This window comes from Parafrankia sp. EAN1pec, assembly GCF_000018005.1.
In the GTDB taxonomy this organism is placed as follows: Bacteria; Actinomycetota; Actinomycetes; order Frankiales; family Frankiaceae; genus Parafrankia; species Parafrankia soli.
Genome location: NC_009921.1, coordinates 2,402,413 through 2,417,371, shown reverse-complemented (window position 1 = coordinate 2,417,371; position 14,959 = coordinate 2,402,413). Strand labels below are relative to the sequence as shown.

General features: G+C 71.8%; 12 protein-coding genes. 6 read left to right on the top strand and 6 right to left on the bottom strand.

Features of this window, described 5'->3' with window-relative positions; genetic code table 11:
• Window positions 1–73 precede the first annotated feature (73 nt).
• Window positions 74–1,417 (top strand): DUF427 domain-containing protein, encoded by a 1,344-nt coding sequence (locus FRANEAN1_RS09895; protein ID WP_347177213.1) that lies wholly within the window; start codon window positions 74–76, stop codon window positions 1,415–1,417.
• Window positions 1,414–2,160: a DUF427 domain-containing protein gene (locus FRANEAN1_RS43150; protein ID WP_020459613.1), complete on the top strand. Its 747-nt coding sequence runs from the start codon at window positions 1,414–1,416 to the stop codon at window positions 2,158–2,160. The genes FRANEAN1_RS09895 and FRANEAN1_RS43150 overlap by 4 nt, the downstream gene beginning before the upstream one ends.
• A 327-nt stretch (window positions 2,161–2,487) precedes the next feature.
• On the opposite strand, the gene FRANEAN1_RS09885 is transcribed toward FRANEAN1_RS43150, so the two are convergent.
• The 3 genes from FRANEAN1_RS09885 to FRANEAN1_RS09875 form a co-directional block, all read right to left on the bottom strand.
• Window positions 2,488–3,318: a crotonase/enoyl-CoA hydratase family protein gene (locus tag FRANEAN1_RS09885; RefSeq protein ID WP_020459612.1), complete on the bottom strand. Its 831-nt coding sequence runs from the start codon at window positions 3,316–3,318 to the stop codon at window positions 2,488–2,490.
• Window positions 3,319–3,396: 78 nt separating this feature from the next.
• Window positions 3,397–4,332: a DUF2889 domain-containing protein gene (locus FRANEAN1_RS09880; RefSeq protein WP_347177058.1), complete on the bottom strand. Its 936-nt coding sequence runs from the start codon at window positions 4,330–4,332 to the stop codon at window positions 3,397–3,399.
• Between the two features lie 198 nt (window positions 4,333–4,530).
• Window positions 4,531–5,538 carry an LLM class F420-dependent oxidoreductase gene (locus FRANEAN1_RS09875; protein ID WP_020459610.1) on the bottom strand — a complete coding sequence of 336 codons (1,008 nt, stop codon included), beginning with the start codon at window positions 5,536–5,538 and terminating at the stop codon, window positions 4,531–4,533.
• Between the two features lie 237 nt (window positions 5,539–5,775).
• Here FRANEAN1_RS09875 and FRANEAN1_RS09870 point away from each other — a divergent pair, with 237 nt between their 5' ends.
• On the top strand, window positions 5,776–6,735 hold the full coding sequence (locus tag FRANEAN1_RS09870) for a DUF308 domain-containing protein (protein WP_020459609.1): 960 nt from the start codon (window positions 5,776–5,778) through the stop codon (window positions 6,733–6,735).
• A gap of 127 nt (window positions 6,736–6,862) precedes the next feature.
• On the top strand, window positions 6,863–7,708 hold the full coding sequence (locus FRANEAN1_RS09865) for an enoyl-CoA hydratase-related protein (RefSeq protein WP_347177057.1): 846 nt from the start codon (window positions 6,863–6,865) through the stop codon (window positions 7,706–7,708).
• Here FRANEAN1_RS09865 and FRANEAN1_RS09860 read toward each other — a convergent pair.
• The gene (locus FRANEAN1_RS09860; RefSeq protein WP_041253934.1) at window positions 7,692–8,663 is read right to left on the bottom strand and encodes a helix-turn-helix domain-containing protein; all 972 of its coding nucleotides are present in this window, start codon (window positions 8,661–8,663) and stop codon (window positions 7,692–7,694) included. The two genes, FRANEAN1_RS09865 and FRANEAN1_RS09860, sit on opposite strands and share 17 nt — an antisense overlap.
• A gap of 271 nt (window positions 8,664–8,934) precedes the next feature.
• On the opposite strand from FRANEAN1_RS09860, the gene FRANEAN1_RS09855 reads away from it, so the two are divergent.
• Complete coding sequence (locus FRANEAN1_RS09855) at window positions 8,935–9,435, top strand: hypothetical protein (protein WP_020459606.1); 501 nt, start codon at window positions 8,935–8,937, stop codon at window positions 9,433–9,435.
• Window positions 9,436–9,454: 19 nt separating this feature from the next.
• Here the strand turns inward: FRANEAN1_RS09855 and FRANEAN1_RS09850 are convergent, their stop codons facing one another.
• Window positions 9,455–9,880, bottom strand: coding sequence for a MarR family transcriptional regulator (locus FRANEAN1_RS09850; protein ID WP_157473139.1), 426 nt, complete (start codon window positions 9,878–9,880; stop codon window positions 9,455–9,457).
• A gap of 529 nt (window positions 9,881–10,409) precedes the next feature.
• Between FRANEAN1_RS09850 and FRANEAN1_RS09840 the strand changes: the two genes are divergently transcribed.
• Entirely contained in the window at window positions 10,410–12,203 is a 1,794-nt protein-coding gene (locus FRANEAN1_RS09840) for a serine/threonine-protein kinase (protein ID WP_020459604.1), read from the top strand.
• 5 nt (window positions 12,204–12,208) lie between these two features.
• Here FRANEAN1_RS09840 and FRANEAN1_RS09835 read toward each other — a convergent pair whose 3' ends face one another.
• Window positions 12,209–14,779, bottom strand: a complete 2,571-nt coding sequence (locus FRANEAN1_RS09835) for a helicase C-terminal domain-containing protein (RefSeq protein ID WP_020459603.1) — start codon at window positions 14,777–14,779, stop codon at window positions 12,209–12,211.
• Window positions 14,780–14,959: the final 180 nt, after the last annotated feature.

Below are 14,959 nucleotides of genomic sequence, written 5' to 3'. Positions count from 1 at the left end.
GGCCACCGACGGCTCGAAACAGTCGGGTCCGATGCCCCTCGACTCCGGATTCCTCGTCCCAACCCTGGGCACAGTGTTAGCTTCCTGTGACGTGCAGCCTGTAACGGCCGACGCGACGTCGGCAAGCGATCCGGCCTTAACTCGGCAGCCATGCCCCTACCCGGCCCGAGCGTGGTGGGGTGACACCCTGGTCGCGGAGTCGACAGCCGCCGTCCGGGTGCAGGAACCGGGGCAGGTCCCCGTCCTTTACTTTCCACGCTCCGACATCCGGTTCGACTCCTTCGGAGACGAGGGCCGGACGGTGTCGTGCCCGGTGAAGGGCACGGCGCGCCTGTGGTCCCTCGAGGGGAAGGTCGACGCCGACTCCGTCGACTGGCACGACCCCGCCAGCACGACGACGGTCGACGGCCGGGACGCGCTGTGGGCCTTCACCCAGCCGGCTTCCGGCCTGGAGTGGCTGACCGACTTCGCCGCCTTCGACCACGACCGGGTCCGAGTGGAGATCGTCGACGAGCTCCCCGGCGAGCAGCCCCGCGACAGCACGATCAAACGCTTCCCCACCTGGGGCGACGCCTCAGATCTCATCGACATCATGAATGTCCGCCAGGCCGGCGACCGCAGATACGTCAGCGTGGCCCTTGCTGATCCCCGGCGGCCAGTCGTCGAAGGCAGCCAGATGCTCGGGCAGGCTGTGGTGGCCGGCGGCCGCCACGCGCCCGGGCGGCGGGTTGTCTCGGCGCACATGGTGTTCTACCGGGCAGCGGACGCGCGCGAACCTCTCGAGTTCGAGGTGGACGAGCTCAGCTCCGGCCGGAGCTTCACAACGCTGGCAGTACACGTCTCCCAGCGCGGAAAGCGGCGCGCCAGCGGCACCCTGCTGCTCGATGTCACCGCACCGGACGTCGTCCGCCACTCCGCGGCCCCGCCGCCATCCGCGGGCCCCTACGACAGCAAGCCCTACGACATGTCCGTGACCGGACGCGACATCCGCATGGTCGACGCGGCGTACACCGACGACCCGGCCGCGCCCGTGGGTCCTCCGGTCATCGGCACATGGGTCCGGTTCCGCACGGTGCCGGACGACCCGTGCCTACAGGCCGGGCTGCTCGCCCAGTTCACCGGGCACATCTCCATCGCCGCCGCCCTGCGCCCGCATGAGGGGGTCGGCCAGAACCAGGCCCATCGCACGCTGTCGATGGGGATCAACGCGATTGGCATCTCCTTTCACTCCAATGTCCGGGCCGACCACTGGATGCGCTATCATCATCTGTCGACCTTCGCCGGCGACGGAATGACCCATTCCGAATGCCGGGTCTACGACGAGGCCGATGCGCTGATCTCGTCGTTCACCGTCGACGCCATGCTGCGGGGCTTCAGGAATGACGGGCGCGCGGTCGACGACAGGACCGCGCTGTGAGTCTCACGACCGGACGAGGCCCCCTGTCCACGCGGCCGGCCGGCCGCTTCAGCGCGTCTCTCCCGACACCGCTCGTCTACGTCGAGCCCTTCCAACGTCGGGTACGCGGCCGTTCCGACGGTCGGACCGTGGTCGACAGCGAGCGAGTGCTGCTGGTTCATGCACCGGGACAACCTCCGACCTATGCGTTCCCCTCCGAGGATGTCCAGGCGACTGTGGCATCCGAACCCGAGCCCGCCGTCGCAGGACACGTACGGGTTCCATGGGACGCTGTCGACGAATGGTGGGAAGAAGAGGAACGGATGCTCGGGCATCCGCGCAACCCCTACCACCGGGTCGACTGCCTTCGCTCGACTCGGCGCCTGCGCGTCGAGGTCGGCGACGCGGTCCTCGTTGACACCTCGGACACCGTTGCCCTGTACGAGTCCGCGCTCGCACCACGGCTGTACGTTCGCCGCCAGCAGGTCGACATGGGACTTCTCCGCCCGAGCACGACGACGACCTACTGCCCCTACAAGGGAGCCGCGTCCTACTGGTCGGCGATCGTCGGGGACGTCGTCGTGGAGGACGTCGCCTGGTCGTACGAGGATCCGCTCCCCGAGAGTATCCCGATCTCCGGCCTGCTGAGCTTCGACGGATCGCGTGTGACGGTGAGGCACGATCTGCCCGCCCCGACCCGCGCCCTCGAGGACCTCGAGCCGCAGCCGGACGGACCGACCTGCAGTAACGGCGGACGGTGCTGACCGGGTAAGTCGCCGTTCCCAGCAGCTGGGGTGCATCGCGGCTGGGCCGCCATCGGCCGGCCCAGCCGCGATCACCGCGCGGCCACCCAGGGCACGATCTCCAGGATGGCCGGAATGCGGGTGTGATCGCAGGCGACGGCGGCGTGACTCGGCCTGAAAAGTCGCACCGACCACTCCGCCCTCAGCTCTGGCCGGCCCACGAACCCGATGTGGCGCAGAGAATCCCGCGACACCTGAACCCACCCTCCTGAGGCGAACCACGAGGAGGGATTCGGTCTCGTACAGGACGGGCTTCGACAGGACACTCGGATTCGGACGACGGCGCCGTCAGGTATCCGAGGTCGACGGGAGATCCGGGTAGCTCGGGACGCGCTTCTCCATCCGGGCCTGAATCGACTCGGTAACGTCTACTGGCTGGAGTGCCCCCGCCTGCCAGGTTGCCGTGTGTGCCAGGGCGTCGGCGACGGGGTGATCGCGCGAGTAGAGCAGCATCTCCTTGCTCCCCCAGACCGCCATTGGGCTGTTGGCGGCAATTTCCTCCGCAACCTCGCGCACGCCGCGCAGCATCGCTTCCTGATCCGGGTAGACCTCGTTCACCAGGCCGACGGCGAGCGCACGGTCGGCGGGAAGTCGACGACCGGTGTAGACGAGCTCACGCGCAACTCCGTCCGGAATTATCTTGGGGAGTCGCTGCAGTGTGCCGAGATCGGCGGTAATTCCGATCTTTGTCTCCTGAACAACGAAAAACGCGTCCACGGTGGCATAACGCATGTCGCAGGCCGTCACAAGGTCGAGGCCGCCCCCGACACAACCGCCCTGCACCGCCGCGAGAACGGGGAAGCGCACCCGTTCCAGCGCAGTGAGAGCGCCCTGCATGCGAAGAATAAGCGAGCGGCGGGCCATGTTGACACGAGCCGGCTCTCCGTCCGGAAAAAGCTCCGTGCCGCCGAAGACATTAAGGTCCAGGCCCGCGGTGAAGTGTCGACCGGTCGACGAGATCACGAGCACCCGGACGCCTCCGCCCTGGTCAATCTTCGAAACGGCCAGGGGGAGATCTCGCCAGAAATCTGGTTGAAGCGTGTTGAGTTCTTCCGGCCTGGAGAGAACGAGCCACGCGACCTTGTCGACCACGTCTATCTCGAAACTGTGGCTACCCACGAAAGACTCCCGAAGAAACTGTGTCCCGGCCGAATCTGTCCACCTTCTCCCATCGACACACTCGCCGCAAGATCACGCCTACGGTGCCGAGCGCCCTGGCAGCATGGCCGCCAGAGCGGGGACATCGCCGAGCGATCGCAGTGTGTCGTTCAGGTGCGTGCAGGTGGACGTACCGCGGAAGGTTGTACCCACGGCCTGCCGGGCGTCTGCGGCTGCGGCGCCAGCCAGCCGGGCGGCGCTCGCGGCCGCGCTCGGGCACTCGACCCACGGCAGCGCGCGCGGAGTCGACACGATCTCGGTGAACGTCATTGTCTCCGGGTCGAGCAGCGCGTTCACCGTGTACTCGTGGATGACGGCCTCAGGTCCGCTGTCGGACTGGTAGCTGTCCCGGAAAAGCACGTCCACCTGCAGTGCGTCGACGCCGGCGGGCAGCAGGTCAAGGCGGCGGGCCCGCCGCATGCCGTGCGGAGGCAGTCCGGTCAGCGCATGCCATGCCATCGGATCATCGGGCACCAGCAGGGACGGCGCCCGTGGGCCGGTGACCATGGGTGGGCCGCTCCCGTCCTCGATCGAGTTGATGATCGTCGCACCGCGCGCCCAGCCTGCGCATTGGTCGGCCTGCGCCAGCATGATCCGTCCATCGCCGTGAACGAGGCCCATGCGAGTTGTCGCGTAGCCGGAGACGAGCGAGGTCACCGGGGCGTCGTCGAACAACGCGGCAAGCAGAGGATGGGTGGCCCGGAGCTCCGGCACGATCTCGGCCAGGTGACGACGGAAGCCGGATGTGGAGCTCACGCCGATGAGGCCGGCCAGTTCGGGGACCTCTGGAGCAGTCTCGACGCGCAGGATTTCGCGACGGCTCTGGAAGGCGATCTCGAAGCGGAACATCGCCTCGGCGATCACGGAGGCGGCGCCCTCGGGGCCGGTGGCCAGGTCCCGACCGCGGCCGATCAGGATCAGGTTTCCGGTCGGGCCGTCCGGGCGCAGCGAGTCGAGTGTGATCGTTCGCCGCACCGAACCGGGACGGCGCGGGGGGCTGCCTGCGGTCGGCTCGTGTATGCCGCGCCGCGGGTGCAGCGGCGGCTCCGCAGGCGGTGGGGGCACAAGTTCCCAACTCGAGGCCATCCTCATCCCCCTTTGCCACTCGGGGCTCGCCTAGGAGGACACCTGACGACGGCTACCCATTCCCGATGATGGGGCGTGCCGGGCGGGTCAGCGGGCCGCGTCGAGCACCGCGGGCCAGTGCGCCGGGTCGGAGCCGCCCGAGTCGTAGAGCGTTGTCCGGGCGTAGACGCCACCGATCTTCTCGCCGAGTGCGCGGCCGACCTCCTCGGGGGTGCCTACGACGGAGAACTCGGCCATCATCTCGTCGGTCACCAGGTCGGCCATGTCATCCCAGCGGCCCTGCTTGGAGAGGGCCGTCAGCTCGGGCTGCACCTCGCCCCAGCCGTGCATGTCGAAGACGGCGCGGTAGGCGGGGGTGGAGCCGTAGAAGGCGATCTGCTTCTTGGTGGCGGCCACCGCGCGGTCCATCTCCTGCGCGGTCCGGCCGATGGTGACGAAGGAAGGCCCGCAGATCGTGAAGCCCTCCAGGTCGGTCTTGCCGGCCTTGGCCCGGCCGCGCAGCAGTGCGGGAATCGTCACCTCCTCGACGTAGCGCATGGTGCTGAAGGGATGGACGAGGAACCCGTCCGCGACCTCGCCGGCGACCTCGGTCATGCCGGGTCCCACCCCGGCGAGGTAGATCGGGGGCGGGCCGAAGGAGTGCGGCTTGGGGGTGAAGAACGGGGTCATGAGCGTGTGGGTGTAGAAATCGCCGCGGAAGTCCAGCTTTGCGCCGTTCTGCCAGCAGTCCCAGATTGCCCGGATCGCCAGGATGAGCTCACGCATGCGGGCAGCGGGGTGCGACCACGGCATCGAGAAGCGCTTCTCGATGTGCGGCTTGATCTGCGATCCGAGGCCGAGGACAAACCGGCCCTCGCTGTACTGCGCCAGGTCGTATCCCAGATTCGCCAGTGTCATCGGCGTGCGGGCAAACGCGATCGCGATCGATGTCCCGATCGTCAGGGAACTGGTCGCGGTCGCGGCCTGAAGACACTGCATGAACGGGTCGTGCCGGGTCTCCCCGACCCAGGCGCCGGCGTACCCCTCCTTCTCGACGCGGGCGGCAGTGGTCGAGGTCGAGGCGATGTCGTCAGACAGAGTGAAATCGATCTTCATCGCGTCTCCTTGTTGCAGTCCCGGGCACGCCGCCGGTCATCAGGTTGGTGCCAGCGGACCGACGCAGGCAACCGATCCTGCCACCACGTCCGTCGTGTGCACCGATCGGACCGATCTCGTCACGCACGGTATGACATGCCCGTACCCAGGGCACGTGAGAGACCGGAGGACACGTGAGGAGCACGTGCGAAGGAGGACAGGCGGCACAACCACCACTCCACTGGAGGGGATGACTTCATGAGTGCATCTACTGGCGCCGGCGGTCCGCGGCGTGAACGACGCGGCGGGCGCGCCGATCCGGAGCTGCCCGACGACTTCTCCACCCGATCAGGTGGAGATTCCGCATCGGGTAGGGGGAGCGCAGAGCATCCGAACGCGGGTACGGACGACCAGACGATCTTCGCCGATCGCTCCCGGACGCCCGACCGCACCCACCAGAACCAGCCTGACCACCTGCGTGGTGAGCACGCGCATGGCGGTCGGACGGGCTCTGGCGGCAGCGGCACCCTCGGTGGCCCGGGACTGGCGGCCAAGGCTGGTCCCGCGCTGCTGATGCTCGGGATCGGATGGATCCTGTTCGCGCTGGCCATACCGATGTTCGGCCTCACCACCGGGAAGTCGATCGCCATCCTGCTCGGGATCATGCTGTTGGTCGCAGCGGTCAGTGAGCTCGCCGCCGCGATGACGGCCGCGGCGGACTGGCGCCCCACGCATGCGTTGCTGGCGCTGCTGTTCGTCATCGGCGGCATCGTCGCGCTCGCCTGGCCGGCGCCCACGCTCACCGTGGTGGCCCGCATGGTGGCGTGGTATCTGCTGGTCGCGGGCATCCACGCCATCGCGACGTCGTTCGCGCACCGACGCGTCGGCCGCGGTGGTCCGGCGTTCGGCACGGCGGCTGGGAACCTGCGTGGTGGGGCTCCGTGGTGGGCATCGATGGTGATCGGTGCCTTCTCGATCGGCATCGCCTTCTGGGCGGCGGCGCACCACCACCCGACCTACTCGTTCGTCGTCCTGTGGGTCGCGCTGGCCGCGCTCGTCACCGGTCTGACGAAGGTGGCCGCGGCGTTCCGGTCCAGTGGTCGGGCCGACGAGCAGGGGGTGGACACGCTGGCCGAGAGCGGCTTCAGCGGACGCGCCACCGCCGAGTCCGCGCGGTCGCAGGCACGCGGCGACACCCGGGTTCGCGGTGGAAGGTAACCGAGTGGAACGTAATTGATCAGAAGCAGAAAGTGGCGGTCGGGGTTTCCCGGCCGCCACGAACAAGGCATGTCACAAGCGGGCGCATCGCCTGCCCGCGGTCGCCTACGCTCACGGACGACGGCCAATGATGACGGAGGCGGGCACGGTGACAGAGGCGGGCACGGTGACGGCGGAGACCGATGAGAAGGAGATCCTGACCGAGATCCGCGACGGCGTCTGCATCATCACGTTCAACCGGCCGCAGGCACGCAACGCGGTGACCAGCACGATGGCGCTCGCCTATGCGGCCGCCCTGCGTGCGGCGGATGACGACCCGCAGGTCCGGGCAATCGTGGTCACTGGTGCCGGTGCGGGCTTCTGCGCCGGAGCCGATCTTGCGGTGCTGCGCGACGGCGCCGAAGCGATCAAGAAGTTCGTACCGGCTCGCGAGGACCTGCCGGCCCTCACGATGCGCCTGCGCAAGCCGGTGATCGCCGCGGTGAACGGCGCCGCGGTGGGCATCGGTTTCGCCTACATGATGGGCAGCGACATCCGGATCGCCGCCGAGTCAGCCAAGATCGCGACCGCGTTCTCCCGGCTCGGTCTCGCGGCGGAGTACGGCGTCTCCTGGCTGCTGCCACGGGCCATCGGCCTCCAGCCGGCGCTGGACCTGCTTCTCACCGGGCGGACCATCGGCGCCCAGGAGGCTGCGAAGCTCGGGCTCATCCAGCAGGTCGTCCCCGACGGGACCGTTCTGGAGGCCGCGGTCGCCTACGCGAAGGACCTGGTCGAGAACTGCTCGCCGTTCTCGCTGGCAATGATCAAGGAACAGGTCTACCTGGACCTCGATCGTTCCCAGGACGACGCGCTGACCGACACGCTCCGCCGGATGGACATCGCCTTTGAGGGCCCCGGGCTCGCGGAGGCGCTGACCGCGCGCACGGAGAAGCGGCCCGCCGTCTTCGACGCGCTCCCTACCCGGGAGGCGTGACAGCGTCACGGAAGGCCCGGCGGTAGGCCTGGGGGCTGGTGCCGACCAGCCGGCGAAACCCGTCCCGGAAGGCGGTGGGCGATCCGAAGCCGACCTGCGCGGCGATCCGCTCCACAGAGTGCCCGGTGGTCTCAAGCAGGTACTGCGCCTGCCGCAGGCGCACCCGGTGCAGCCACTGGGACGGGGTCGTGCCCGTCTGTTCGCGGAAGCGGCGGTTGAGCGTGCGTGGGCTCGTCATCGCCTGGGCGGCGAGGTCGTCCACCGTCAACGGGCGGTGGCAGTTCGCCTCCATCCACCGCAACAGTGGTTCGAGGACGGAGCCGTCCGGCGGCGGGCGGTCGCGGACGATGAACTGGGCCTGGCCACCTTCCCTGGCCAGCGGGACGACCGACAGCCGGGCGACGTCCGCGGCCACGGCGACCCCATGGTCGGAGCGGATCATGTGCAGGCACAGGTCGAGGCCGGCCGCGGCGCCGGCCGAGGTCAGGATCTGCCCGTTGTCGACGAACAGCACGTTCGGGTCCACCCGCACGGCGGGATGACGGCGGGCGAGCTCCTCGGCGGCGATCCAGTGCGTGGTCGCGCGCAGGCCGTCCAGCAGGCCGGTCTGCGCGAGCAGGAACGCGCCGACGCAGATGGAGGCGATGCGGGTGCCGCGCGCGGCGGCGGCCCGCAACGCGGTGACGGACTCCGGGGGCAGGGGTCCGGCCTGCTCGCCGACGCCGGGGACGACGATCGTGTCGGCCTCGGCGAGCGCGTCCAGCCCCCAGGGGGCCCGCAGGGAGAACGCCCCGCCGTCGGCCTCGACGGTGCCGCTGATGCTCCGACCAGCGCAGATCTTCACCCGATAGGCCGCCCGGCCGTCGGGGAGCCGGGCACGGCCGAAGGTGTCGACGGGCACCGCGAGATCGAAGGGGACCACGCCCTCGAGGGCGAGAACCGCCACGGTGTGCATGGCAGGACGATAACCAGGCGACTGTTTCCCGCCAACGGGTGATCCCGCCGGTCCCACCCCTGACCTGAGCCCAGCCCACGGGGGTATTACGCCACGAACAGGAACTGTTGACCACAGACAGCTGTGGGTGTCAAGGGCCGAAGGGGAGGAGTCCTCGTGGCGGGAATCCGCTGGTAGATGGCACTCCCGCCACTCACAAAAGCGGTGGTTCGGCGCCTACCGTGGCGGTTGCCGCATCCTCCGGCTGCCTCCGCACTCCCAGGACGGACCCGTGACCACATTCCTGTTGAGCGTCCACGTTCTCGTAGCGATCATCGCCATCGGCCCGGTGACGGTCGCGGCGAGCATGTACGCGCCGGCGGTGCGGGCGGCGCTGCGTGACCCGGGCGATGTCAGGATGGCGGGAGTGGTCGGCACGCTGCACCGCATCTGCAACGTCTACGCGGCGATCGGCATCACCGTGCCGATCTTCGGTTTCGCCACCGCCGCGAGCATGGACGTCCTCGGCGACCCGTGGCTCGTCACCTCGATCATCCTGACGGGGCTGGCCGCGGTGCTGCTGGCGACGGCGGTCCTCCCGTGGCAGCGGCAGCTTCTGGAGGAGATCGCCCCAGGCGGGGCCACCGGGCCGGCCGGCGCCGGGCACGCGAACCCGGCGGCCGTCGCCGCACGGACGAAGCGGCTCGCGATGACCACTGGCATGTTCAGCCTGCTCTGGGCCGTGGTCACGGTGCTGATGATCGCCCGTCCGGGGTCGACCACAGGCGTCTGACCCGGCCCGGGCCGGCGGTTCAGCGGGGCCGGGGCGGCGGCGCGGTGTCGAGGCGGTCGAGGATCTGGCCGCAGATGGCCGCGAGCTGGTCGAGCTGGTCGCGCGCGAGCGCCTCGACGACCAGGTCGCGAACGGTCTCCACATGGCCGGGAGCGGAGTCGGCCAGCTTCGCGAAACCGGTGTCGGTCAGCGTGGCGTTCGTGACTCGTCCGTCGGCCGCGCACGGGGCACGGCGCACCCAGCCCTTGTCCTCGAGGCGCTTGACCGCGTGCGAGAGCCTGGACAGCGAGCCGCAGGTGAACTGGGCGAGCCGAGCCATCGCGAGCGTCCGGTTCGGTGCCTCCGAGAGCCCGACCAGCACCGAGTACTCGAAGTGGCTCAGTCCGGCGTCCCGGCGGAGCTGGGTGTCGAGGGCGGCGGGCAGCCGGGTCATCACACCGATCAGACCGCGCCAGGCCGCCCGTTCGTTGGCGTCGAGCCAGCGGGGCTCGGCGGCGGTCTCCCCCGCTCGGCCGCTCCCGTGGTCGTGCTCGCGACCGGCACCCTGGCCGGGGTCGTGGCCCGATCCCCGGCCCCCCGCGCCATCCGACCCGTGACCTGCGTGCGCGTTCAAGCTGTCTGCCTGTGCCTTCCGACTTGATGTACCGACCGGTGGACGGCGGGCCGGGCCTGCGTGCCGGCCGGCGTCGCGGACGTCCGCCGCCCCTTGTCTACGACTTCAGCGGGTTCGGACCGCCGCCGCTTCCGGATGACCTGCGACACTCCGGGGATCGGCCACCGCGGGCCCGGGCCGGAGCCGGACCCGCCGCGGCCCGAGGCGCCGCTCATCGTCCCGGCCGAGGGTTACATGATGGGACTGCCCAAACGATCGTTCCAGGTCGCCTGAGTCGCGCGGCGGCGGGACGGGGCCGGCCGCGCGGGACGGCCGGCAGCCCCGACCGGCAGTCCGCGACGGGCGGGAGGAGTCGTCCCGGATGGAACCCCTCCGCGCGGATGATCCCCGGACCACCGGCGGATACCGGCTGCTCGGCCTGCTCGGCGCCGGCGGGATGGGCCGGGTGTACCTGGCCCGCGGCCCGGGCGGGCGCACCGTCGCCGTCAAGGTGATCCGGCCGGAGTTCGCCGGCGATCCGACGTTCCGCGCCCGGTTCCGCCGCGAGGTCGAGGCCGCCCGCCGGGTTGGCGGCGCCTGGACCGCGCCGGTGATCGACGCCGACCCGGACGCCGAGCAGCCCTACCTGGTCACCGGTTACGTCCCGGGACCGTCCCTGCTGGAGGCGGTGCGCCGGCGCGGCCCGCTTCCGGTACCGACCGTGCGGGCGCTGGGTGCCGGCCTCGCCGAGGCGCTGAGCGCCGTGCACGCCGCCGGCCTGGTGCACCGCGATCTCAAGCCCTCGAACGTGCTGCTCGGCCTGGACGGGCCACGGGTCATCGACTTCGGGATCTCCCGCGCGTTCGACGCCACCGTGCTCACCCATTCCGGGTCCGCGATCGGCTCGCCGGCCTTCATGTCACCCGAGCAGATCGGCGGGCAGGAGGTGGGGCCGGCCAGCGACGTCTTCGCCCTCGGCTCGGTGCTCGCCTTCGCCGCGACGGGATCAGGCCCGTTCTCGGGCAGCGGGATGCCCGCGGTGATGTACGGCATCCTGGCGGGCGAGCCGCGGCTCGACGCCGTCCCGGCCGAGCTGCGCGGCATCGTGGACGCCTGCCTGCGCAAGGCGCCGGGTGAGCGCCCGGGGCCGCTCGACGTGCTCGCGGAGCTCGTCCCGGGCGGCGGCGCCGCCGAACTGATCACCGCTGGATGGCTGCCGCAGGACCTGGTCACCGGGCTGAGCCGGCAGGCCGTCGCGCTCCTCGACCTGGACGTCCCCGCCACCACCACCGTGACGAACGACCACGCCACACCGGAAGATCACAACCGGGCACTGCCATGGCCGCCGGAGCCGGCCGCACCGCCAGCCACAGCAGCCACAGCGGCCACAGCGGCCGCACCGCTAGCCACAGCGGCCGCACCATCGGGCGTATCGCGGGCCGCACCACCGGGCACACCGGCCGCACCATCGGGCACCCCGGTCGGGCCCGGCGCCCCGCCGGCCGGTGGGCGGCGCGCCCTCGTGACCGTGGCCGCCCTGGGTGTCGTGTGCCTCGCCGTGATCGTGACGGCCGTCCTGCTGGTTGCCCTGCGCGGCTCGGACGGCGGCTCGGACGGCGGCGGCGCGGACGCCGGCGTGAGCCCCGGGGCCACCGCCGGGATCGGCTCCCTGACCGACCTCCTCGACCAACCGACCTCGAGGCCGACCGTCGGCGGGCCGCCGGCGAGCTCGGGTTCGGCGCCCTCGGGCGGGTCGGGTCCCACGGTGCCGGGGGCCCTGCCGGCCGGGTACGCCGGCACCTGGGAGGGAAGCATCACCTCGCGGCTGGGGGTCGTGCAGGACGTCGTGATCACGCTGCGGCCCGGCGAGAGTGGTCAGACGGTCGGCCACTCCGAGGTCACCCTGGTCGGGCTGGGGGCGTTGGGAGGTGACGCGTCGATCCGGTGCGTCGGTGACCAGCAGCTCGTGGGCATCAGCACCGCGGCGGGCTCCAGGCCCGAGGTGGTCCTGCGCGACATCGGGGGCGCGGGCGACAACCCCACCCTGCTGGGTCTGCCGGTGTGCACGAGCGGCGGCACGACGAGGCTGCGCCTCGCGGCGGACGGCGCCCTCGACTACCAGTCCGAGGACGAGGCCGGCGGGCGCCCGGCGGGAAGCCTGCGCCACCGCCCCTGACCCGCTCAGCCGGGTGTGACCCCCTCGATGCGGGCGACGGCGAACTCGCGCCGCGCCTCGCGGAGGTGGCACCAGGAGTCGAGACGCCCGCCGAGCAGCTCCACCGGGGCGATCAGACGGCTGGTCCGCCGTTCGAACCGGTCCCGGTAGATGATCGTCACGATCTCGCCGTGGTTGAGCGCGGCGGCGAGGAGCTGGCGCTCGGCGAGGGTGAGCCGCGGGTTCAGCCGGCCGAGCTGGCGTACGACGCGCGGGTCGGCCCGGGCGGCGTCGCCGGCGCCGGCCCGGTTCGCGAGGATGCGCCGCGCCACATCCGCCGGAGCCGCCCACGTTCCGGACTCGCCCGCACTCCCCGCGCTGCCACGCTCCGAAGCCGCCCCCGCGGCTGCGTCGCGACCCGAGGCCGGCTGGCCGCCCGACCGCCGGCGGATGACGACGGTGCCGTGCTCGTCCTCGACCACCGGAGCCATGCCCGCGGCGCGCAGGCGTTCGGCCACGTCCTCGGCGTCCGCGCCGCACGCCGCGACGGTCGGTGCCAGTCGCCGCAGGTCCAGCGACCGCAGCGCCCGGGTCGCCAGGATCTCGTTGATCGTCGCCTCGTCCGCGACGACCGCGGCCCGCACCGCCCGCGCGCGGATGTGGCCGTGGCGGCGGGCGACGTCCGCCACGAGGTACTCGAGCCCTTGAGGCACCTCGTGCGCCGCGCCGGCGCGCAGCTCGTCGAGCAGCTCCTGCGCGCTCCAGCCGACGTCCAGCGCGCCGCGGATGCTCGCGGAGGTGAACCGCCACGTCCCGGCGGCGCCGCGCGACTCCGACACGGCCGCGTCGGCGAGCAGGCGGGCGATCGCGTGGTTGGGCTGGCCGGCCACGGTCGCGGTCAGATCGGACTGCAGGATCATGGTGGAAGCGTCGCGCGGCAGGGCGGGGCCGCACCGGCGGGCCAGCTCGTCCACCAGCGGCCCGAGGGTTCCGGTGACGAACCCGGCCAGCGTGGGCGTCGGGGAGCCGTACTGGTGGGCCCGCATCTGCCCGGTCGGGTCGAGCGGCGCCGCCGCGAGGACCTCGCAGACCGCGACACCGAGATCGGAGACGGTGTCCCCGGCGGCGACGCCGAGCAGCTCGGCCTCCCGGACGGCGGCCCGGCGCTTGTTCGCCAGCTGGGGCCGGTCGTAGCCGTGCAGCGGCAGGAACCACTCGAGGTGGCTGCCCGCGGCGGCCAGCGACCGGCCGGGGCTGGCCGTGGTGAGCAGCGTCCGGCGCACCCGGCCCGCGCCGGAGGCGAGCGGGAGCGGCGGCGGCTGGTCCCGGCCGCTGTCGATCTCACGGTGTGTCGGGGACTGGTCGAGGAGGAACCAGGCCAGGGCGAGCACCGCCCAGCGACGTCCGACGTCCGACCCGCGCCAGCCGGGGTACTCGCCGGTCGGCGCGTAGCCGCCCTCCTCGCGGGCCAGCAGCCCCGCGGCGTGGGCGACGTCGATCCAGAGCGGGAGCTCATCCTCCGTGAGCGCGAGGGTCCGGGCCAGCCGGGCGCGTTCCCGGGTGCCGATGCCGCCCTTCTTCAGCGCGGCGAGCGGCGCCCGCTCCGCCTCGGCGAGCAGCGACGCCACCGACCGCAGGGCGTGCCCGGCGGCGGCCTGGATCCCGGCGGCGAACGTCTCGTCCGCGCGGTCCGCGCCCGCCGGGCCGAGGCTCGGCGGCCCGGTCAGCCGGACCTCCGGGTCTGCCGCCCACAGGACAGTCACGACCTCCCGGGGCACCTCGATCTCACCGTCGACGAGCAGGAGCAGCCCGGACTCGACGAGTATCCCGGCCGCTTCCTCCGGGTTCGACCCGGCCGGGAGCCGCCCACGGGCCCCGCCATCGAAGCCGTTCGTACCGAAGGCACCTGTACCTGTACCGAGGGCGTCGTCGGGCTCGTCGCCGGTCGCCAGACCCGTCGGGTCGCGGACCAGTTCGGCCAGCAGGTCGCGGGCCGGCCGGGGCAGCCGTTGCACCGCGGCGACGACGCCGTCCGGGTCGGCCATCAGCTCCCCGACGACGCGGGCGGACCGCTCCCAGGTCGTGGACGAGGTGACCCGGGCCCCGGGAACGAGCCCGCGGGCGGCACGGCGCAGGTCGGTGACGGAGATGGCCGGGATGAGCTCCGCGGCCGGGTGCCACACCGCGACCTCGTCGTCCCACAGCCGCCGGAACGGCTCGAAGGCGTGGACGACGCCGTCGCTCTCCCAGAGCAGCGCCCGCCGGGTGACCGGGCGCAGCGCCGCGCGGATCCCGTCCCTGGACCCGCCGAGCAGGATCACCAGCCGGTCCAGCGGGACGGGTGGGCCCAGCATCATGACCGCGTCGCACAGCAGGAGCCCGTCGCGGTCCAGGTCGTTGACGGCGGCGAGCATCGAGTCCGCGTCCCCGAGCCGGCGCACGAGCTCACCGACTCCGCGCGGCGGGTCCTCGAGGACGTCCTGGCGGGCCCGCAGGACGGCGGTGAGGGCCGCTTCGTCCAGGCCCTGGACGAAGTCGAGGTAGCTGTCGGCCGACCCGCGCGGTTTCCGCAGGGCCGCCGCCCGCCGTCCGGCCATGTGACGCTCCCGTCGTCGTCGGTTCGACCATGCCGGGTGCGGCGCGTCGCACTCGCCCCGCCACGACCGTCAGATGTGTCGGCGACCGGCTCGTCGGACATCCCCCCGCGGGCATCCGTCGGCCGCCACCTGGTCTGCGCCATTGTGCAATCCAATGCCGGACGGTTACCGACACGGGGT

Bases quoted from the DNA above. Each gene is read 5' to 3' on its own strand.
- FRANEAN1_RS09870 (WP_020459609.1), top strand. From the start codon at position 5,776: ATGAGTGCATCTACTGGCGCCGGCGGTCCGCGGCGTGAACGACGCGGC.
- FRANEAN1_RS09865 (WP_347177057.1), top strand. From the start codon at position 6,863: ATGATGACGGAGGCGGGCACGGTGACAGAGGCGGGCACGGTGACGGCG.
- FRANEAN1_RS09835 (WP_020459603.1), bottom strand. From the start codon at position 14,779: ATGGCCGGACGGCGGGCGGCGGCCCTGCGGAAACCGCGCGGGTCGGCC.
- FRANEAN1_RS09840 (WP_020459604.1), top strand. From the start codon at position 10,410: ATGGAACCCCTCCGCGCGGATGATCCCCGGACCACCGGCGGATACCGG.
- FRANEAN1_RS09860 (WP_041253934.1), bottom strand. From the start codon at position 8,663: ATGCACACCGTGGCGGTTCTCGCCCTCGAGGGCGTGGTCCCCTTCGAT.
- FRANEAN1_RS09875 (WP_020459610.1), bottom strand. From the start codon at position 5,538: ATGAAGATCGATTTCACTCTGTCTGACGACATCGCCTCGACCTCGACC.